Origin of the sequence: Kluyvera sp. STS39-E (assembly GCF_040932435.1) — a bacterium.
Lineage (GTDB): Bacteria > Pseudomonadota > Gammaproteobacteria > Enterobacterales > Enterobacteriaceae > Kluyvera.
Genome location: NZ_JBFQGA010000010.1, coordinates 99160 through 118965 on the forward strand (window position 1 = coordinate 99160; position 19806 = coordinate 118965).

Genomic DNA, 19806 nt, shown 5'->3' on the forward strand with positions numbered 1-19806 from the left:
TGTAATAAATTGGTAAATAAGAGCCCCTATGATGGTGGCTCTCTGTTTTTATGGACTATAGTTAACGAGTATTTAACTTTGCGCCCCGGAGCGTTGAGCCAAATGTGGATCAACTAGGGCGTAGTACTCGCAGGAGATTAGAATGAAAATTTTCCAACGCTACAACCCGTTTCAGGTAGCTAAGTATGTTAAAACCCTGTTCCGTGGACGGTTGTATATCAAGGACGTTGGCGCTTTTGAATTTGATAAAGGGAAAATTGTTCTCCCTAAAATTAAAGACAAGCAGCACCTATCTGTGATGTCAGAAGTGAACCGCCAGGTGTTACGTCTACAAACTGAAATGGCGTAAAAAACCGCAATGCGGCAGAATTAAAAACGGCTCCCGATGGGAGCCGTTGATGTTTTTAGCGAGCACAACCGCGAGTTACGCGGCACCCTGTTCGCTTTCCACCATGTCGGCCTGTTTAGGCACCAGCACGGTTGGCTTGTTGTCGATACGCGTGACCAGCAGCTGGTCGATGCGGTAGTTATCAATATCTACCACTTCAAACTTGTAGCCAGAGAACTTCACCGAGTCGGTGCGTTTCGGGATTTTTCGCAGCATAAACATCATGAAACCGCCGATGGTTTCGTAGTTGTCTGACTGTGGGAAATCATCAATATCCAGCACGCGCATCACGTCATCGATAGGCGTACCGCCGTCAATCAGCCATGAGTTTTCATCACGTGCGACGATTTGTTCTTCCAGCCCCTGGCCGACCAGATCGCCCATCAGGGTAGTCATCACGTCGTTGAGAGTGATAATCCCGACCACTAACGCATATTCGTTCATGATGACGGCGAAGTCTTCACCCGCCGTTTTGAAGCTTTCTAGCGCTTCAGAGAGAGTCAGGGTGTCCGGCACAATCAACGTATTGCGGATCTGCACGCCGCTGTTGAGCGCCATGCTCTGGTTGGCCAGCACGCGGTTCAGCAGGTCTTTAGAGTCCACGTAGCCGATGATGTGATCGATATCTTCGTTACACACTAAGAACTTGGAGTGCGGATGTTCAGCGACCTTGTTTTTCAGGCTCTGCTCATCTTCGTGGAGATCAAACCAGATAACATTTTCACGCGGCGTCATGGATGACGGCACGGTACGGGATTCCAGCTCAAACACGTTTTCAATCAGCTCGTGCTCTTGCTTACGCAGCACGCCCGACAGCGCCCCGGCTTCAAACACCGCATAAATATCGTCAGAGGTCAGATCGTCCTTGCGCTCCATCGGCAGTTTGAAGATGCGGAAGATAATGTTAGCCATGCCGTTGAAGAACCACACCAGCGGGCGGAAGACGAACAGGCAGAAGCGCATCGGGTTGATGATACGTAGGGCAACAACTTCAGGCGCCACCATACCGATGCGTTTCGGAGTTAAGTCCGCAAACAGGATAAACAGACCGGTGACCAGCGAGAAGGAGAGGATAAAACTCAGCTGCTCGGAGAGTTCTGGAGACACGTACTGTGAGAACAGTGAGTTGAAAGCGGGAGAAAATGCTGCGTCGCCGACGATACCGCCGAGAATGGCCACCGCGTTAAGACCAATTTGCACCACGGTAAAGAACATACCGGGGTTTTCCTGCATTTTTAGTACGCGTTGAGCATTGATGTTGCCTTCATCGGCAAGAAGTTTCAGTTTAATTTTGCGTGATGCGGCAAGTGAAATCTCGGATATCGAGAAGAACGCACTGACGGCTATCAGGCAAATTATGATGAATATACTGTTTAACATATCTTATCCGACCCGTTAGGCCAGATCCTCGAAAGGGGAAGTGGATAAATCCGCGTGAAATACACATTGAATATCGTCCCGTAGCGGTGGGGCGATCGTTTCAGCAGCTAGTATAGCGTAAAGCACTGTAAAGCCGCCATAGGTCACTTTTGTCACCGTGATGGGGAAAAAACAGCAGAGGTAAAAACCGGCCTGAGAATTTCAAGCCGGTTGCTGTGCCGGTTAACTATGAGTAGGCTGCGGTTGGACTTTCGCGTTGCTGCTAGAAGCGGCGTCCCAGACTTTATCATAAGGGTATCCGGTCAGCGCTAAGATAACGTCGCGGGTCTCTTGGTCGCAGTCTTCCGCGCGGCCGCCGAGCTTACGGCGGGCAACTTCTTTTATCAAAACCGCGTGCGTTTTCTGCGTCAGCTTGAAGCGATAGGTGATGTAGAAACTGACCGCCAGCAGCCCGGCGGTGGCGAACACCATCAAACCAATAATGGCATGCAGGGCGCTTGCGGGCTGGGAACCGCCGCCTTTCACAAAACCACTCTCTTCCAGCACGATACCAATCAGCATAATCGCCAGCGCCACGGTGCTTTTACGCGTTAATACCATCACGCCGGCGAAAATCCCCTCGCGGCGCTGGCGGGTGACGATTTCATCCACATCGGGGATAAAGCTATAGATATTCCACGGGATGTAATAGAGGCCAGCCTTTGCTAGGCCCAGTAGCACGAATACCGCCGAGAACAGCAGCGTTGGTACCTGCAAGTGGCCAATATAGGTGATAAATAAAAACGCCAGTACCAGCATAATGCTGCTGTAAGAAAGCCGCAGGGCCGCCGATGGCGTTAGATTAAACTTATTCATCAACATCATGAAACCAAAGGTTCCGGGAATTGAAACAAAGGCGGCAATGCTTAATAGCCCGGAAACCATCTCGGTATCATGATGTAAGGCATAAACAATGTAATAGGTAAAGACTGCGCCAAATACATCCATCGCGGTAAATGAACAGATATAAATAAGAATATGCTGGCGGAATATTCTTATTCTGAATGAGGAAATAAGATCGATGACCAAATACTTCAAATGATTTAATAGCCCGTTGCTGCGCTGATTGTCCGGTTGGAATTCATATTCTTCGCGCACATCTTTCGCTTCCCAGGTGCAGGCCCAGGTGGTGAATACTGCCACGCAGTAAATCACCGCAAAAACCATCCCGGTTAAGGTGTAGGTGAAGGCATTATCCTGACCGGTATATTGCATAATAATGCCCGGCACCGAGACCGCCAGAAAGCCACCGAGCGCTGAACACATCATACGTACGCCGGAGAGGCGCGTACGCTCGCTGAAGCGGTTGGTCATCTCAGCGGCCAGCGTCTCCCAAGGCACAAGTACCATGGCAGACAGCAGTTCGATAGAGAGATAGGTGCCGAGATAGTACCAATAGTTCATATCGGTAACCCAGACCAGCGCGTAGAGGAACATCAACGGTGAGCTTATCAGCAAAAAGAAACGACGCCGGCCAAATTTACGACCAAGCCAAGTATTGGCAAAGTTATCGGTGATGTATCCCATCACCGGGCTTAAAATAGCATCGATAATGCGCGCGATCGCAAATATTGAACCCGCTTCTAATACGGTTAATCCGCAATAGGTGGTGTAAAAAAATAAAAGCCATGTTCCTATAACGGCAAAGGCGCCGCCGCCAAAAAGATCGGTTACCCCGTAGCCTATAGCAATGCCATAGCCAACGCGGCGTTCGGTTGGTTTTACCATGATATTATTATTCCTGTACTGGTAGGGTTTATCAGTGCAGAGTTGCCCCTGCACTGTATATTATTGACAGCAGGAAAAACTGGATGACCATCACTCTATTATATTCACCCATTTCCTCAATAGTGACGATTGGTAAATGGCATTAACCATTTGCAATGATTTTGCCGCTTCGTTTATTCCGCAGTAGGGTTCGCTGGCAGCGTGGTCTAACGCGCGGTAGAACTGCCCGATAGCCTGCTGATGGCCCACTCCCCAATAGCTTTTCCCTACGCCGTCCGGTGACGCATCGCAGGCAAGTCTCAGGCGCTCATCGCCGCATATTTGCCACAGCTCATTGTCTGTGAGGCGCAGCATTCCGCGTTCAAATTCCAACTCCATCAGCAGCGGCGAGTCGCTGACATGGCAGTTGCTAGCGTAGAACAGCCCGCGGGCGCCGTTATTAAACTGCATCGTCGCCATCGCGCTGTCTTCGGTGTCAATCTCGTCTTCGTGCAGGGCATTATCGACGACCCCTTTCAGACGGCTGACGCCCTGACCAAACCACTGCATCAGATCCAGCGTATGAATGGCCTGGTTTATCAACAGACTGCCGCCCTCGGTCGCAAAACTGCCGCGCCAGGGGCTGGCGGTGTAGTAGTCGCCAAAACGCGACCAGGTCAGCACCGCTTTTATCGCGCGCATGTTACCCAGTGTGTTTTGCGCAATGCAGTCTGCGATGGCAAGGCTGCTGGGGTTGAGGCGATTTTGATAACAGATCCCGACGTGCCGTTCGGCCGCGCTGGCGGCGGCTTGAATTTCAGCGACGTCCAACGCGCTCATGACCATCGGTTTTTCGCAGAATACCTGTTTCCCTGCCGCCAGCGCGGCAAGGATCATCGGTTTATGCCAATCATGCGGCGTGCAGATGTGCACCACGTCAATGACGTCATCCAACAGCATTTCCCGGTAGTCTTGGTAAAATTGGCAGCCATAGTCGGCCGCCAGCTTTTTCCCTTTGTCGCCATCAATATCAACAATTGCGCGCAGCACCACGCTGGGGACGTGCCGCAGCGCTTCCACGTGACAGGTGTGGATAGCGCCGCCGCCGATAATCGCTGCATGACGTGTTCTCATCACCGCCTCCCGTTACGCCACGGCGTTAGCCAGCATTTGCGCTTTCACGCATAGCTCGGCGGCTTTAAAGGCGTGTTCCTGGGTCATGGCATTCTCGGTGCGATTCAGGCAGTCCAGAATCAATTGACCGAAATACGGGAAGCCAACCTGTCCGGCAACCGGGTAGCGGAATTCGCCCTCTTTGTTGACCAGATACACCACGTCCTGCTCGCCGCGGGTAATATCAACATATTTGCGGATTTCGATATAGCCGTCAGTGCCGAGCAGCGTCAGACGACCGTCACCCCAGCTAGAAAGGCCGTCAGGCGTAAACCAATCGCAGCGGAAATAACCGGTTGCACCGTTGTCGCCGGCCAGCATGGCATCGCCGAAATCTTCAAACTGCGGATACTGTGGGTGATTGACGTTGCGCACTTGGCTGGCAACGATGCGGGCATCGCTGTTGCCGGTGTAAAACAGAAACTGCTCAATCTGATGGCTGCCGATATCGCACAGAATGCCGCCGAAGAATTCTTTCTCATAGAACCAGTCCGGACGCCCCGTGCCTTCGCGGTGTGGGCCGACGCCCAGAGTTTGCATCACGCGGCCAATCGCGCCTTGCTGAATCAACTGCCCGGCGAAGACCGCGCTTTCCACGTGCAGACGTTCGCTGTAGTAAACCGCGTATTTACGCCCGGTTTGCGCCACCTTACGTTTAGCGGCTTCCAGCTGTGCCAAAGTGGTCAACGGTGCTTTATCGGTAAAGTAATCTTTGCCTGCGTCCATCACTTTTAGCCCAAGCGGGCAACGCTCGGAAGGGATGGCCGCCCCGGCGACCAACTGCACGCTGCTGTCTTCGAGGATAGTTTCCAGCGTCGGCGCAATCTGCGCCTGCGGGTACTGCTGGATAAATTTATCCACTTTGGCAGGGTCGGGATCATAAACCCATTTCAGCGTGGCACCGGCTTCTATCAGGCCATTGCACATGCCGTAGATATGGCCGTGATCCAGCGCCGCGGCGGCAATAACAAACTCACCTGCACCGACAACCGGCTGTGGCTTGCCCACCGGGGCGTAGTTCATACCGTCTTTGATACTCATGTTTATGCTCCTTTATCCAAATCTTTGCCCAGCGGGATCGCGCCCACTTCGTTGAAGTTTTCTACCGAGGCACCCTTCTCGTAAAAGTGTGGGGCGAGGGAAACCAGGCCGCCGGTTTTATACCAAGGCTCGTCCAAACTGACGGGAAGGGAAACCACCCGCCCGGTCATGGATGATTGATAAATGGCGGTGATAAGTTCCAGAGAACGTTTTCCCTGTATGCCGTCAATCAGCGGCTCACCGTGCTGTTCGACGGCGCTCAGCAGATCGTCTATCTGCCCGGTGTGGAGGGTATATTTCAGCTTTGGCGTGTTGCGGAATAATGCGTCCAGCCGTGCTTCGCGCTCGCTATCGTGCTGCTCTTGCGGGAAGCCGTTATCGGCAGAAACGCTGGCCCACACGTCCCAAGGGGCGGAGATGCGCGCTTTATCACCCTGAATAACGATTTTCTGATCTTCGCCGTGATGCACCACTGAAGCGGTCAACTGCGTCAGTGCGCCGCTGTCGTAGCGGAAAATGGCAGCGGAGAGATCTTCGACCTCCGCGTTGTCGTGGGCCACGTTGGTCATCATCGCCACCACTTCTTTTGGGAAGCCAAGCATCCACAAAATGGCGTCAATATGGTGCACCGCATGGTTGAGGGTGCAACCGCCGCCTTCTTTTTCCCAAGTGCCGCGCCACCACAGGTCGTAGTAGCAATGGCCACGCCACCAGAAGGAATCGACCTGTGCGTGGCAGATTTTGCCCAACTCGCCGGAGTCCACCACCTGCTTTAAACGCCAGAAGGCGTCGGTAAAGCGGTTCTGGGCGATAATCGACAGGATCTTACCGCTGGCGCGCTGGGCGGCAATCATGGCGTCACACTCTTCCAGCGATGCCGCCATCGGTTTCTCGCACAGCACATGCTTCCCGGCATTCAGCGCATCAATGCTGATTTCAGCGTGGACGTACGGCGGAGTGCAGACATCGACAATATCGACCGCAATACCGGAATCGAGCATCGCTTGATGGCTGCTAAATACGGTGGCGTTGGTTAGACCGTAACGCTCTTTTTTCTCCTGCGCTTTTTCCGGATAAATATCGACCAGCGCCACAATCTGGCAGCGGTCGGCAAATTCCTGATATCCCTGAATATGGTTGTGTGAGATGTTCCCGGTTCCCACAATCGCAATGCGTAACATCGTTATCTCCTGCTCTCGATCACCAACTGCCGGAAGCATCCAGCGTTTTACTTTCAACTTGCTTATCGATGGAGGTCGCGATGCGTTCATCGAGCAGCTTCTTAAACAGCGTTTCATCAAACGGCAGATTGACCCAATCGTCGGTCCACGTGGATAAATGCATGGCGTTAGAAAGCGTCAGGCCGTGAATGCCGTCGCTGCCGGGGGCGAGAAGCGGTGTGCCGTGCAGCACGGCAGCGGCGAAGTTAGCGGTGATAACGTGATGCTCGCTGGATTCAGGGGCGACAGGGATGGTGACTTCCCAACACTCCGGCTCACCAAAGCCGTTTTCCCAGCGGGCGTTAAATTCGGTTTCCGATTCACGCAGCCGCCAGAAACGCAGCTTGCCGTCTTCGACCACTACTTTGCCGCGATCGCCGGCGATCTCTAGACGATTGGTCCCCGGTGCTTCGGCGGTGGTGGTGATAAACACGCCGGTCGCGCCGTTGGCGTATTCGGCATAGGCGGTTACCTCGTTTTCCACTTCGATATCGCGGTGTTTACCAAATTGGCAAAAGGCGCGCATTCGCACCGGCATCCCGACCAACCATTGCCACAGGTCGAGCTGATGCGGGTCTTGGTTGAGCAGCACGCCGCCGCCTTCGCCTTTCCAAGTGGCGCGCCAGCCGCCGGAGTTGTAATAGCTTTGTGAGCGATACCAGTTGGTGATTATCCAGTTGGAACGACGCAGTTCGCCCAGCTCGCCGCTATCGATAAGATCTTTGACTTTCTGGTACAGCGGGTTGGGGCGCTGATTGAACATCATGCCGAATACCACGTTGCAGCCGCGGGCGAATTCGTTCATCTCACGCACCTGCGCGGTGTACACGCCTGCCGGTTTCTCACACAGCGTATGAATACTGTTGCGCATCGCCAGCATCGACAGGCCTGGATGGTCGTAGTGCGGCGTGGAGACGATCACGGCGTCAATCAGGCCACTTTTCAGCATGGTTTCGGCATCGCTAAACAGCGTGACTGCTTCGCCTACCAGCTCGCGAATGGCCGGATGCTTGCTGAGATTGTTATCGCACACTGCCGTCAGGCAGGCCTCTTTCACCGTACCTGCCAGCAGGTAACGGGCGTGAACGGTCCCGATATTACCCACGCCGATAATGCCAAAACGCACCTTATCCATGTTGCACCTTACGTGATAGGAATGACTGAAGTCTGAAAATAGGCAAGGCGGCGAGGGCGGACAAACGGAATTTGTGAGAATGTTCGCAGGTAGAAAAGGAATATGCGCGGGAAAATGAAAATAGGTTTTAAAATCAGCAAACTGCATCTGCAAAAATTTGCAAAATATGATTGCGAGCGAGGTCACACAATGCCAGGTAAGCTAAAAATGGATGAAATTGCCGCCCGCACCGGCTACTCCATCAGCACCGTCTCCCGGGTGCTGAGCGGTAAATCCTACACCAGCGATAAGGCGCGAGAGGCGATTGTGCAATGTGCGCGCCAGCTTGGGGTCCTCGACTCGCTGGCAAACGGCCGGCTGCTGATTAACGGCATTGCGGTATTTGCACCGGAGCGTACTTTTCAGGGGCGAGGCGACACCTTTTATCTGGAAGTGACCAAAGGGATTGCCGAAGCCAGCGCGCCGCATGATGTCTGGATCAACCACTGTGCGCTGGAAGAGCAGCACGCCGATGTGAAGCTGTTCCTCGAAAAAGCCAACCAGAAAAGTATCAATGCTGTGGTGATTATCGGCACGGATGACCCGACGATCCTCAAGCTTGCCAGCACGCTGAATAAGCCGTGTGTATTGATTAATTCCATCGACAGGGAAATGGCACTGGACTGCGTCTCGCCCGATCATCGGGCCATCGGATTTACCGCAATGCGCTATCTCTTTGAACAAGGGCATCGGCGGGTGCTGACCATGACCTGTTTGCGGCGGGAAACCCTCTATGCCCGGCTGGATGGCATTAAAGAGGCCTATCGCTATTATCATGTCCCCTTCAATCCTCAGCACGACCTATTGGTGACCGAGTGGTTTACGGCGGAAGAGGCCGAAAGGGCGCTGGACGTCTGGCTGACGACGCACGATCGCGCGCTGTGGCCTGATGTGGTTTTCCCCAACAGTACCAGCATGACTGAGGGCGTCATGCGGGCGTTGCAGCGTCATGGGCTACGTGTTCCGCAAGATATCTCCCTCATCACCACCGATTTTACGTGGAATTTGGAAAACAGCCTGACGACGCCGGTCACCGGCATTCGCGTACCCTGCCGCGATTTGGGTATTGAAGCGGTGCACCTGCTGCAAACGCGGCTTAACCGGCCTCAATCGCCGGTCTACAATCTGCTACTGCAGGGGAAAGTGATGGATTACGGCACAGTAGCGAACGCCACGCGCCATGCGGCGCGCGTGGCACTTGACGGCTAACCCTGTAGCTGCGGCGGCAGGCAAACGCCAATCCCACCGATGCCGCAATAGCCGTGCGGGTTTTTGTGCAGGTATTGCTGGTGCTCGTCTTCCGCGTAATAGAACGGCTTCGCGGCTTCGATTTCCGTGGTGATGGTCCGCACGTCACCTGCGCTACGCATTGCGTCCTGGAATTGCTTCAGGCTGGCGTGCGCCTCCAACTCCTGTTCTGGCGTCGTTGGATAGATGGCGGAACGATATTGAGTGCCATGATCGTTACCCTGACGCATGCCCTGTGCCGGATCGTGATTTTCCCAGAAGACCTTTAACAAATCGCTGTAGCGGACTACCGCCGGGTCGTAGACGACTCGTACCGCTTCCGCATGTCCAGTCTCGCCGGAACAGACTTCTCGGTAGGTTGGGTTCGGCGTATAGCCACCGGTATAACCCGCTGCCGTGCTATAGACACCGGGTAATTGCCAGTAAAGACGTTCAACGCCCCAGAAGCATCCCATGGCGAAAATAGCGACAGCCATACCCTCAGGAACGTGCGTCATTGAGTGTTCGGTCACAACATTGAGCGTGGCGACCGGCATAGGCGTATTTCTTCCGCTCAATGCATCCGACTGAGATACAAGGTGTTTTTTATCAACTAAACTCATGGGAAGGGTCTCCGAGGAACAGTAATTTCCGTTAAGGTTGTAACCGGGCGTGTCTTTTAACACAATAAACGCGCCGAATACGTCTAGATTTAAACATAAGAATAATTTGGGGCTCTGTCTTTATTTCAACCCGACAAAGAGTGGGTTTTTTAAACTGACGTTGAATGCCGTGCGCCGAAAGCGTGCATATAGAGGCAAAACGCAGTCATGGCCGCGGAGCGGACTTTCGTTTCCCATTGGGGTGGAAACAAGGATATTCAGGAGAAAATGTGCGACAAATCCGCCAGTTATGTTTGGTGAGCTTGCTGCTGACCAGCGGTGTTGCCAGTGCAGCGAGCATCCGTCTACAGGTTGAAGGGCTCTCAGGCGAACTACAAAAAAACGTTCGAGCGCAGCTTTCTACGATTGATAGCGATGAGGTCACGCCGGACCGCCGCTTTCGTGCGCGTGTGGATGATGCCATTCGCGAAGGATTAAAAGCCCTTGGGTACTATGAACCCACCATCGATTTCGAGCTGAAACCACCGCCGGCAAAAGGACGCCAGGTATTACTGGCAAAAGTCACGCCGGGAGAACCGGTGCTGATTGGCGGTACGGATGTCATTCTGCGCGGCGGCGCGCGTGACGACAGCGATTATCTTAAGCTGCTCAAAACACGCCCCAAAATTGGCTCGGTACTCAATCACAGCGACTACGACCATTTCAAAAGCTCGCTGACCAGCGTGGCGCTGCGCAAAGGCTACTTCGACAGTGAATTTAAGAAAAGCCAACTGGGTGTGGCGCTTGAGCGCCGTCAGGCGTTCTGGGATATCGATTACGATAGCGGCCAGCGCTACCGTTTTGGCGATGTGACCTTCGAAGGATCGCAAATTCGCGAAGAGTACCTTCAGCATCTGGTGCCGTTTAAAAAAGGCGATTATTACCAGTCAAGCGATCTTGCTGAGCTGAACCGACGCCTTTCTGCCACCGGCTGGTTTAACTCGGTGGTCGTGGCGCCTGAATTTGATAAATCGCGTGAAACGAAAGTGCTACCGCTACACGGCGTGGTTTCGCCGCGCAGTGAAAACACCGTTGAGCTGGGGGGCGGCTACTCCACCGACGTCGGCCCACGGGTCAAAGCCTCATGGAAAAAACCGTGGGTTAACTCCTACGGCCACAGTCTGACGACCAGTCTTAGCGTCTCGGCTCCTGAACAGCAGCTCGATTTTAGCTACAAAATGCCGCTGCTGAAAAACCCGTTGGAACAGTACTATTTGGTGCAGGGCGGTTTCAAAAGCACCGACCTGAACGACACCAAAGCTGATTCCACCACGCTTGCCGTTTCGCGTTTTTGGGATCTTTCCAGCGGCTGGCAGCGCGCGATTAACCTGCGCTGGAGCCTCGATCACTTTACCCAGGCGGACGTCACCGCCACCACCATGCTGTTCTATCCGGGCGTCTCCATCAGCCGAACCCGCTCCCGTGGCGGCCTGATGCCGACCTGGGGTGACTCTCAGCGCTACTCAATTGACTACTCCAACACGGCCTGGGGCTCGGATGTCGACTTCTCGGTCTTCCAGGCACAGAACGTCTGGATCCGTACGCTTTACGACAAGCATCGCTTCGTGATGCGCGGCAACCTTGGCTGGATTGAAACCGGCGACTTTGATCGCGTACCGCCAGACCTGCGTTTCTTCGCCGGTGGCGATCGCAGCATTCGTGGCTATAAGTACAAGTCCATCGCGCCACGTGATGACAACGGTAAGCTAATCGGGGCGTCAAAACTGGCGACCGGCTCGCTGGAATACCAGTACAACGTGAGCGGTAAATGGTGGGGAGCAGTGTTTGTCGATGGCGGTGAAGCGGTCAGCGACATTCGCGATAGCGACTGGAAAAAAGGCGCGGGCGTCGGCGTGCGCTGGCAGTCTCCGGTCGGGCCAATTAAGCTCGATTTCGCTGTCCCGGTGGGTGACAAAGATGAACATGGATTGCAGTTTTACATCGGTCTGGGGCCTGAACTATGACGTTATGGAAAAAAATAAGCCTCGGCGTTCTGATTTTTCTTGTGGTGCTAGTGGGGGCCGTCGGCTTCCTAGTCGGCACGACGACAGGTTTACATCTGCTGTTTAACGCGGCCAATCGTTGGGTGCCGGGGCTGGAAATCGGTCAGGTGACCGGCGGCTGGCGCGACCTGACGCTGAAAAAAGTGCGCTATACCCAGCCTGGCGTGGCGGTTGATGCCGGGGAGTTTCATCTCGCGGTGAACCTAAGCTGCCTGTGGCACAGCAGCCTGTGCGTAAATGACATTGCGTTACGCGATATCAACGTGGCTATCGACAGTAGCAAGATGCCGCCTGCCGCGCCGGTCGAAGAAGAAGATACGGGGCCACTGAACCTCTCAACCCCGTACCCGATTACTCTAAACCGCTTCGCGCTCAATAACGTCAATATCAAGATTGATGACACCACGGTGTCGGTGATGGACTTCACCAGCGGCCTGCAATGGCAGGAGAAAAACCTGACGCTAACGCCGACCTCCCTGAAAGGGCTGCTGATCGCGCTGCCGAAAGTGGCAGACGTGGCGCAAAAAGAGGTGGTTGAGCCGAAGATAGATAATCCGCAACCGCAGGAGAAGCCGCTGGGTGAAACCATGACCGAGCTGTTCTCTAAACCGGTGCTGCCGGAGATGACCGACGTCCATCTACCGCTGAATCTCAATATCGAATCCTTTAGCGGCGAACAGCTGCGCATTACCGGCGATACCGATCTGACGGTGTATAAAATGCTGCTGAAGGTGAGCAGTATCGACGGCAACATGAAGCTCGATACGCTGGATATCGACTCCAGTCAAGGCACGGTGAATGCCAGCGGTACCGCGCAGCTTATCAACGACTGGCCGGTGGATATGACCCTCAACAGCACGCTGAACATTGATCCCTTGAAGGGCGAAAAGGTGAAGCTGAAAGTGGGCGGCGCGGTGCGTAAACAGCTGGAAGTGGGCGTGAATCTTTCCGGCCCGGTGGACATGAGCCTGCACGCACAGGCGCAGCTGGCGGAAGCCGGGCTGCCGTTCAATGTTGAGGTCAACAGTAAACAGCTGTACTGGCCATTCACCGGAGAAAAGCAGTTCCAGGCTGATGACCTGAAGCTGAAGCTCGGCGGTAAGATGACCGACTACACGTTGTCATTCCGTACGGCGGTGAAGGGGCAGGGAGTACCGCCTGCGGATATTACCCTCGATGCCAAAGGCAACGAGCGGCAGGTGAGCTTGGATAAGCTCACCGTGGCGGCGCTGGAGGGTAAAACTGAATTCAAAGCGCTCCTCGACTGGCAACAGGCAATAAGCTGGCGCGGCGAACTGGCGCTGCACGGAATCAATACCGGGAAGCTGGCACCGGAATGGCCGTCGAAGCTGGAAGGGCTGATTAAAACCAACGGCAGCCTGTATGGCGGCACCTGGCAGATGAACGTTCCGGAGATGAAAATCACCGGTAACGTGAAGCAAAATAAGGTGAATGTTGATGGTTCACTGCGCGGGAATAGCTACCTGCAATGGACCATTCCGGGGCTACATGTCGCGCTGGGCAATAATACCGCCGACATCAAGGGTGAACTGGGGGTTAAGGATCTTAACCTCGACGCCAATATTGATGCGCCTAAGCTCGACAATATGCTGCCGGGTCTTGCCGGGACCGCAAAAGGTCTGGTGAAAATCCGTGGCACCGTTGATGCACCGCAGCTGCTGGCCGATATCACCGCTCGCGGTCTGCGCTGGCAGGAACTGACGGTGGGCCTGGTGCGGGTTGACGGCGACGTTAAATCCACCGACCAGATTGCCGGCAACCTCGACGTGCGCGTAGAGCGTATTGTGCAGCCGGACGTCAACATTGGTCTGGTGCATCTGGCGGCGAAGGGCAACGAAAAGCAGCATTCCCTGCAATTACAGGTTCAGGGTGAGCCGGTTTCCGGCCAGCTGGCGCTGTCGGGCAGTTTTGATCGCAAAGAGGAACGCTGGAAAGGTGCTTTGAGCAACACGCGCTTCCAGACCCCGGTCGGACCGTGGTCCGTGAACCGCGATATTGCGCTGGACTATCGCAACCTCGAGCAGAAAATCAGCATTGGGCCACACTGCTGGGTGAACCCGAATGCGGAGCTGTGCGTGCCACAGACGATTGATGCCGGCGCCGCAGGTCATGCCATCGTCAACCTCAACCGTTTCGACCTCGCGATGCTCAAACCGTTTATGCCAGAGACGACGCAGGCCAGCGGCGTGTTTAGCGGTAAAGCGGATGTTACTTGGGACAGCACCAAAGAGGGGCTACCGCAGGGCAAAGTGACGCTGTCCGGTCGCAATGTGAAGGTGACGCAAATCGTCAACAACGCGCCGCTGCCGGTGGCTTTCGATACGCTTAACCTGAACGCTGACCTGCACAATAACCGCGCTGAACTGGGCTGGCTGATTCGCCTGACCAATAACGGTCAACTGGATGGGCAGGTACAGGTGAGCGATCCGCAGGGTCGGCGCAACTTGGGCGGCAACGTCAATATCCGCAACTTCTCGCTGGCAATGATTAACCCTATCTTCTCGCGTGGTGAAAAGGCTGACGGGAAGATAAATGCCAATCTGCGGCTGGGCGGAGATGTACAAAGCCCGCTGATGTTCGGTCAGCTACAGCTCAACGGTATTGATGTTGATGGCAACTTTATGCCGTTTGATATGCAGCCAAGCCAGATAACCATGAACTTCAACGGCGCCAGCTCCACGATGCAGGGCGAAATCCGCACTCAACAGGGGCAGATTAGCCTCAATGGTGATGCGGACTGGAGGCAGATCGAAAACTGGCGTGCGCGTATTGCGGCGAAAGGCAGCCGAGTGCGCATTACCGTGCCGCCGATGGTGCGTCTTGATGTCTCGCCGGACGTTGAGTTTAACGCCACGCCAAGCCTGTTCACGCTCGATGGCAGCGTTGATGTGCCATGGGCGCGTATCGTCGTGAAAGAGGTGCCAGAGAGCGCGGTAGGCGTCTCTAGCGATGAGGTGATGCTTAACAACCAACTGCAGCCGGAAGAGACGAAATCAGCGTCGATTCCTATCAATAGCAATCTGAAGATTCACGTTGGTAACAACGTTCGTCTGGATGCATTTGGCCTGAAAGCTCGCCTGACCGGCGATCTGAAGGTGGCGCAGGATAAACAGGGGCTGGGTCTGAACGGGCAGATCAACATCCCGGAAGGGCGTTTCCATGCCTATGGGCAGGATTTGATCGTCCGTAAAGGCGAGCTGCTGTTCTCGGGGCCACCGGATCAGCCATTGCTGAATATCGAAGCCATTCGTAACCCAGAGTCGACAGAAAACGATGTTATCGCCGGTGTTCGCGTCACGGGAACTGCCGATCAGCCGAAGGCGGAAGTGTTCTCTGACCCGGCCATGTCGCAGCAGGAAGCGCTCTCTTACCTCGTGCGTGGGCAGGGTCTGGATAGCGGTCAGAGCGACGGTGCGGCAATGACATCCATGCTTATTGGGATGGGGGTTGCACAAAGTGGTCAAGTTGTGGGTAAAATCGGCGAGACGTTTGGCGTAAGTAACTTGGCTTTAGACACGCAAGGGGTGGGTGATTCCTCCCAGGTGGTGGTCAGCGGTTACGTATTGCCGGGTCTACAGGTGAAATATGGTGTTGGGATCTTTGACTCGCTAGCGACGCTCACGTTACGCTATCGCTTGATGCCTAAGCTGTATCTGGAAGCGGTGTCTGGCGTAGACCAGGCGCTCGATTTGCTCTATCAGTTTGAGTTTTAGCAATGCGAATATTTGTGTACGGCAGTTTACGACGCAAGCAAGGCAACAGCCACTGGATGACTAACGCCCAGTGGCTGGGCGATCACAGCGTTCCCGATTATCAACTGTACAGCCTGGGCCACTATCCAGGCGCGGTGCCCGGTGTAGGCACGGTACATGGTGAAGTCTATCGGGTTGATGCCTCGACGCTAGCCGAACTGGATGCGCTGCGCACCAAGGCGGGCGAATATGCTCGCCATCTTATCCAGACGCCCTATGGCAGCGCCTGGATGTACGTCTATCAGCGCCCGATTGCCGGGATGAAGCTGATAGAGAGCGGCAACTGGTTGGATAAAGACCAGTATTGAATACGGCAACGCCACCTTCGGGTGGCGTTGTTTTTTGTAGGCCTGATAAGCGTAGCGCCATCAGACACAACCGTGCACATTGCCGGATGGCGGCGTTGCCTTATCCGACCTACACACCACAAATAAAAACACCGCCCGAAGGCGGTGTTTTCAATGCTTGAGAAGAAATCTTATTTCTTCGCGCGCTCGAAGGAAGCAACGATTTCAGCTTTAGCCGCTTCCGCGTTTTCCCAACCGTCAACTTTAACCCATTTGCCTGCTTCGAGGTCTTTGTAGTGCTCGAAGAAGTGGGTGATCTGCGCTTTCAGCAGGTCTGGCAGGTCGTTCACATCTTTGATGTGATCATATTCTTTGCTCAGCTTGGTGTGCGGTACCGCAACCAGTTTGGCATCTTCACCGGATTCGTCGGTCATTTTCAGCACGCCAACTGGACGGCAGCGAATAACTGAACCTGGCTCCAGTGGGTATGGAGTTGGGACCAGAACGTCAACCGGGTCACCGTCGAGAGACAGGGTGTGGTTGATGTAGCCGTAGTTGCACGGATAGAACATCGCAGTGGACATGAAACGGTCAACGAACAGTGCACCGCTCTCTTTGTCGACTTCGTATTTGATAGGATCTGCGTTAGCTGGGATTTCAATGACAACGTAGATATCTTCCGGCAGATCTTTACCCGCAGGGACGTTGAGTAAGCTCATGTCTGTTTCCTTTAGAATGTATGGCAAACTAGTGCCCGGTATTATAGCCAACTCGCCGCGAAAGTCTTGGCCTGTTTTACGTAACATCCCCGTAGTCCCGCCTTTTTCAGCCGCTTCTTATGGCAGGAAAATCCATAATCTTAGCCACATACTGAATAAAATCATGAAACCGTTTACATCACGGTAAAAAATGACTCCAGCGCGCGTATTTTTTCGACAAAATCGATAGCGCTCAATGGGTGCGCGATGCCTTATCCCTCCTGCGCTCTTCGCTAATGCCAGCGTTAACAAAAAATTTACTTTTTTGAAGTGTGATGTAACTCATTCCGTTACATAGCCCATTGTCTATAGTTTTTCCGCAGATGGATATTTAACCAACAATAACCCTATGAGGATACCTCTATGTGGAAGCGCTTACTTCTTGTCACAGCAGTTTCCGCAGCCATGTCGTCTATGGTCATGGCTGCCCCTTTAACGGTGGGTTTTTCGCAAGTAGGTTCTGAATCTGGCTGGCGGGCGGCGGAAACTAACGTCGCCAAGCAGGAAGCGGAAAAACGCGGTATCACTCTGAAGATTGCCGACGGGCAGCAAAAGCAGGAAAACCAGCTCAAAGCTGTACGTTCGTTTATCGCCCAAGGCGTTGATGCCATCTTCATTGCGCCGGTCGTCGCAACGGGCTGGGAACCGGTGCTGAAGGAAGCCAAAGAAGCCAAAATTCCGGTATTCCTGCTCGACCGCTCCATCGATGTGAAAGACAAATCGCTTTACATGACTACCGTTACCGCCAACAACGTGCTGGAAGGGCAGTTGATTGGCGAGTGGCTTATCAAAACCGCTGACGGCAAGCCGTGTAACGTGGTCGAGCTGCAGGGTACGGTTGGCGCGAGCGTGGCGATTGACCGTAAGAAAGGTTTTGCTGACGCCATCTCTAAAGCGTCAAACATCAAGATTATCCGCTCTCAGTCCGGCGACTTTACCCGCAGTAAGGGCAAAGAAGTGATGGAGAGCTTTATCAAAGCCGAGAACAACGGCAAAAACATCTGCATGGTTTACGCACATAACGATGACATGGTAATCGGGGCAATTCAGGCTATCAAAGAAGCCGGGCTGAAACCGGGTAAAGATATCCTGACCGGTTCGATCGACGGCGTGCCGGACATCTACAAAGCGATGATTGCCGGTGAAGCGAACGCCAGCGTCGAGCTGACACCAAACATGGCCGGTCCGGCGTTCGATGCACTGGAAAAATACAAAAAAGACGGCACCATGCCGGAAAAAGTGACGCTGACCAAGTCCACGCTGTATCTGCCGGATACGGCGAAAGAAGAGCTAGAGAAGAAGAAAAATATGGGCTACTAAGTTTTTGCTCCGCCCGGTGGCGCTTCACCCATCAGACCTACCCCGCCGTAGGCCTGATAAGCGAAGCGCCATCAGGCAATGCAATGCCGGATGGCGGCGCTAGCGCGCCTTATCCGGCCTACCGCGCCAGGGCGAAGGAGAGAGCATAATGATCACTGAAACCAACCCGGAAATCCTCCGCACTGAGGGACTCTGCCAGTACTTCCCCGGCGTTAAAGCGCTGGATAACGTCAATTTCAGCCTCCGTCGCGGCGAAATTATGGCGCTGCTTGGTGAAAACGGCGCCGGAAAATCAACGCTGATTAAAGCCCTGACAGGGGTATACCACGCTAACAGCGGCACTATCTGGCTGGAAGGCCAACAAATTCATCCGAAAAATACCGCTCACGCCCAGCAGCTGGGCATCGGTACGGTGTACCAAGAGGTAAACTTGCTGCCGAACATGTCGGTGGCGGATAACCTATTTATTGGACGCGAGCCAAAACGCTTTGGCCTGATCCGTCGCAAAGAGATGGAAAAGCGCGCCACCGAACTGATGGCCTCCTATGGTTTTTCTCTCGACGTGCGTGAACCGCTAAACCGTTTTTCGGTGGCGATGCAGCAGATTGTCGCCATTTGCCGGGCAATCGATCTCTCCGCCAAAGTCCTGATCCTCGATGAACCGACCGCCAGCCTCGACACCAAAGAAGTGGAAATGTTGTTCAACCTGATGCGCCATCTGCGCGATCGGGGTGTAAGTCTGATCTTCGTTACTCACTTCCTCGATCAGGTTTATGCGGTGAGCGATCGGATAACCGTGCTGCGCAACGGCGGCTTTGTCGGCTGTAAAGAAACCCGCGAGCTGCCGCAAATTGAGCTAGTCAAAATGATGCTGGGCCGTGAATTAGAGCACCAGGCGCTACAGCGCGCCGGGCGCACGCTACTGAGCGATAAACCGGTGGCGTCGTTTACGGGCTACGGTAAAAAAGGCACCATTGCGCCGTTCGATCTTGAGGTTCGTCCCGGCGAAATTGTCGGCCTGGCGGGGCTATTGGGATCGGGCCGCACCGAAACCGCTGAAGTCATCTTCGGCATTCGTCCTGCCGACAGCGGACAGGCGATGATCAAAGGCAAACCGCAAGCCTTGCGGTCGCCACACCAAGCATCCTGCTTAGGGATCGGCTTTTGCCCTGAGGATCGTAAAACCGACGGCATTATCGCTGCCGCTTCGGTGCGGGAAAATATCATTCTGGCCCTTCAGGCTCAGCGCGGCTGGCTGCGGCCAATTCCGCGCAAAGAGCAAAATGACATAGCCGAACGTTTCATTCGCCAGCTGGGGATCCGCACGCCAAGCGCCGAGCAGCCGGTGGAGTTTCTCTCCGGTGGTAACCAGCAGAAGGTGCTGCTATCGCGCTGGCTGCTGACGCGACCGCAGTTCTTGATCTTAGACGAACCAACGCGCGGCATCGACGTCGGCGCGCATGCGGAGATCATTCGCCTGATCGAAACGCTATGTGCGGACGGTCTGGCGCTGCTCGTTATCTCATCTGAACTTGAAGAACTGGTGGGCTACGCCGACCGGGTGATCATCATGCGCGATCTCAAGCAGATTGCGGAGATCCCGCTCGCGGAACTGTCCGTTCCCGCCATTATGAACGCTATTGCGGCCTAAGGA

At 54.3% G+C, this 19806-nt stretch carries 15 protein-coding genes; 7 read left to right on the forward strand and 8 right to left on the reverse strand.

The annotated features are described in order from the left end of the window. The first annotated feature begins 142 nt into the window (after positions 1-142). The gene (locus AB4K05_RS20540; RefSeq protein WP_062776091.1) at positions 143-349 is read left to right on the forward strand and encodes a DUF1107 domain-containing protein; all 207 of its coding nucleotides are present in this window, start codon (positions 143-145) and stop codon (positions 347-349) included. Between the two features lie 75 nt (positions 350-424). Here the strand turns inward: AB4K05_RS20540 and AB4K05_RS20545 are convergent, their stop codons facing one another. The 6 genes from AB4K05_RS20545 to AB4K05_RS20570 all read right to left on the reverse strand — a co-directional run bounded on the left by AB4K05_RS20545 (position 425) and on the right by AB4K05_RS20570 (position 8083). Then, a complete protein-coding gene (locus tag AB4K05_RS20545; protein ID WP_368481721.1) occupies positions 425-1768 on the reverse strand; it encodes a hemolysin family protein in 1344 nt (447 codons plus the stop codon). 222 nt (positions 1769-1990) lie between these two features. Next, the gene (locus tag AB4K05_RS20550; protein WP_368481722.1) at positions 1991-3535 is read right to left on the reverse strand and encodes an MFS transporter; all 1545 of its coding nucleotides are present in this window, start codon (positions 3533-3535) and stop codon (positions 1991-1993) included. 90 nt (positions 3536-3625) lie between these two features. Continuing rightward, the gene (locus AB4K05_RS20555; protein WP_368481723.1) at positions 3626-4648 is read right to left on the reverse strand and encodes a Gfo/Idh/MocA family protein; all 1023 of its coding nucleotides are present in this window, start codon (positions 4646-4648) and stop codon (positions 3626-3628) included. Positions 4649-4660: 12 nt separating this feature from the next. Then, on the reverse strand, positions 4661-5728 hold the full coding sequence (locus tag AB4K05_RS20560; protein ID WP_368481724.1) for a Gfo/Idh/MocA family protein: 1068 nt from the start codon (positions 5726-5728) through the stop codon (positions 4661-4663). A gap of 2 nt (positions 5729-5730) precedes the next feature. Next, positions 5731-6909: a Gfo/Idh/MocA family protein gene (locus AB4K05_RS20565; RefSeq protein ID WP_368481725.1), complete on the reverse strand. Its 1179-nt coding sequence runs from the start codon at positions 6907-6909 to the stop codon at positions 5731-5733. 19 nt (positions 6910-6928) lie between these two features. Then, on the reverse strand, positions 6929-8083 hold the full coding sequence (locus AB4K05_RS20570; RefSeq protein ID WP_368481726.1) for a Gfo/Idh/MocA family protein: 1155 nt from the start codon (positions 8081-8083) through the stop codon (positions 6929-6931). Between the two features lie 189 nt (positions 8084-8272). On the opposite strand from AB4K05_RS20570, the gene AB4K05_RS20575 reads away from it, so the two are divergent. Continuing rightward, positions 8273-9331: a LacI family DNA-binding transcriptional regulator gene (locus tag AB4K05_RS20575; protein WP_368481727.1), complete on the forward strand. Its 1059-nt coding sequence runs from the start codon at positions 8273-8275 to the stop codon at positions 9329-9331. Here the strand turns inward: AB4K05_RS20575 and msrA are convergent. Next, a complete protein-coding gene (gene msrA / locus AB4K05_RS20580; protein ID WP_368481728.1) occupies positions 9328-9972 on the reverse strand; it encodes a peptide-methionine (S)-S-oxide reductase MsrA in 645 nt (214 codons plus the stop codon). The genes AB4K05_RS20575 and msrA overlap by 4 nt on opposite strands. Positions 9973-10241: 269 nt before the next feature. Between msrA and tamA the strand changes: the two genes are divergently transcribed. From tamA to AB4K05_RS20595, 3 genes are read left to right on the forward strand one after another with little or no spacing between them, the layout of a single operon-like run. Further along, entirely contained in the window at positions 10242-11975 is a 1734-nt protein-coding gene (gene tamA / locus AB4K05_RS20585) for an autotransporter assembly complex protein TamA (RefSeq protein WP_368481729.1), read from the forward strand. Further along, positions 11972-15748: an autotransporter assembly complex protein TamB gene (gene tamB, locus AB4K05_RS20590; RefSeq protein ID WP_368481730.1), complete on the forward strand. Its 3777-nt coding sequence runs from the start codon at positions 11972-11974 to the stop codon at positions 15746-15748. The genes tamA and tamB overlap by 4 nt, the downstream gene beginning before the upstream one ends. A gap of 2 nt (positions 15749-15750) precedes the next feature. Beyond that, positions 15751-16095, forward strand: a complete 345-nt coding sequence (locus AB4K05_RS20595) for a gamma-glutamylcyclotransferase (protein WP_368481731.1) — start codon at positions 15751-15753, stop codon at positions 16093-16095. A 170-nt stretch (positions 16096-16265) separates the two neighbouring features. Here AB4K05_RS20595 and ppa read toward each other — a convergent pair whose 3' ends face one another. Further along, positions 16266-16793, reverse strand: coding sequence for an inorganic diphosphatase (ppa, locus tag AB4K05_RS20600; protein WP_234503220.1), 528 nt, complete (start codon positions 16791-16793; stop codon positions 16266-16268). A gap of 402 nt (positions 16794-17195) precedes the next feature. Between ppa and ytfQ the strand changes: the two genes are divergently transcribed. Continuing rightward, on the forward strand, positions 17196-18152 hold the full coding sequence (gene ytfQ / locus AB4K05_RS20605; protein WP_368481732.1) for a galactofuranose ABC transporter, galactofuranose-binding protein YtfQ: 957 nt from the start codon (positions 17196-17198) through the stop codon (positions 18150-18152). 148 nt (positions 18153-18300) lie between these two features. Further along, entirely contained in the window at positions 18301-19803 is a 1503-nt protein-coding gene (gene ytfR / locus AB4K05_RS20610) for a galactofuranose ABC transporter, ATP-binding protein YtfR (protein ID WP_368481733.1), read from the forward strand. The last annotated feature ends 3 nt before the right edge of the window (positions 19804-19806 follow it).

Coding starts and splice junctions, on each gene's coding strand:
- AB4K05_RS20540 (WP_062776091.1), top strand. CDS start 143: ATGAAAATTTTCCAACGCTACAACCCGTTTCAGGTAGCTAAGTATGTT.
- AB4K05_RS20545 (WP_368481721.1), bottom strand. CDS start 1,768: ATGTTAAACAGTATATTCATCATAATTTGCCTGATAGCCGTCAGTGCG.
- AB4K05_RS20550 (WP_368481722.1), bottom strand. CDS start 3,535: ATGGTAAAACCAACCGAACGCCGCGTTGGCTATGGCATTGCTATAGGC.
- AB4K05_RS20555 (WP_368481723.1), bottom strand. CDS start 4,648: ATGAGAACACGTCATGCAGCGATTATCGGCGGCGGCGCTATCCACACC.
- AB4K05_RS20560 (WP_368481724.1), bottom strand. CDS start 5,728: ATGAGTATCAAAGACGGTATGAACTACGCCCCGGTGGGCAAGCCACAG.
- AB4K05_RS20565 (WP_368481725.1), bottom strand. CDS start 6,909: ATGTTACGCATTGCGATTGTGGGAACCGGGAACATCTCACACAACCAT.
- AB4K05_RS20570 (WP_368481726.1), bottom strand. CDS start 8,083: ATGGATAAGGTGCGTTTTGGCATTATCGGCGTGGGTAATATCGGGACC.
- AB4K05_RS20575 (WP_368481727.1), top strand. CDS start 8,273: ATGCCAGGTAAGCTAAAAATGGATGAAATTGCCGCCCGCACCGGCTAC.
- msrA (WP_368481728.1), bottom strand. CDS start 9,972: ATGAGTTTAGTTGATAAAAAACACCTTGTATCTCAGTCGGATGCATTG.
- tamB (WP_368481730.1), top strand. CDS start 11,972: ATGACGTTATGGAAAAAAATAAGCCTCGGCGTTCTGATTTTTCTTGTG.
- AB4K05_RS20595 (WP_368481731.1), top strand. CDS start 15,751: ATGCGAATATTTGTGTACGGCAGTTTACGACGCAAGCAAGGCAACAGC.
- ppa (WP_234503220.1), bottom strand. CDS start 16,793: ATGAGCTTACTCAACGTCCCTGCGGGTAAAGATCTGCCGGAAGATATC.
- ytfQ (WP_368481732.1), top strand. CDS start 17,196: ATGTGGAAGCGCTTACTTCTTGTCACAGCAGTTTCCGCAGCCATGTCG.
- ytfR (WP_368481733.1), top strand. CDS start 18,301: ATGATCACTGAAACCAACCCGGAAATCCTCCGCACTGAGGGACTCTGC.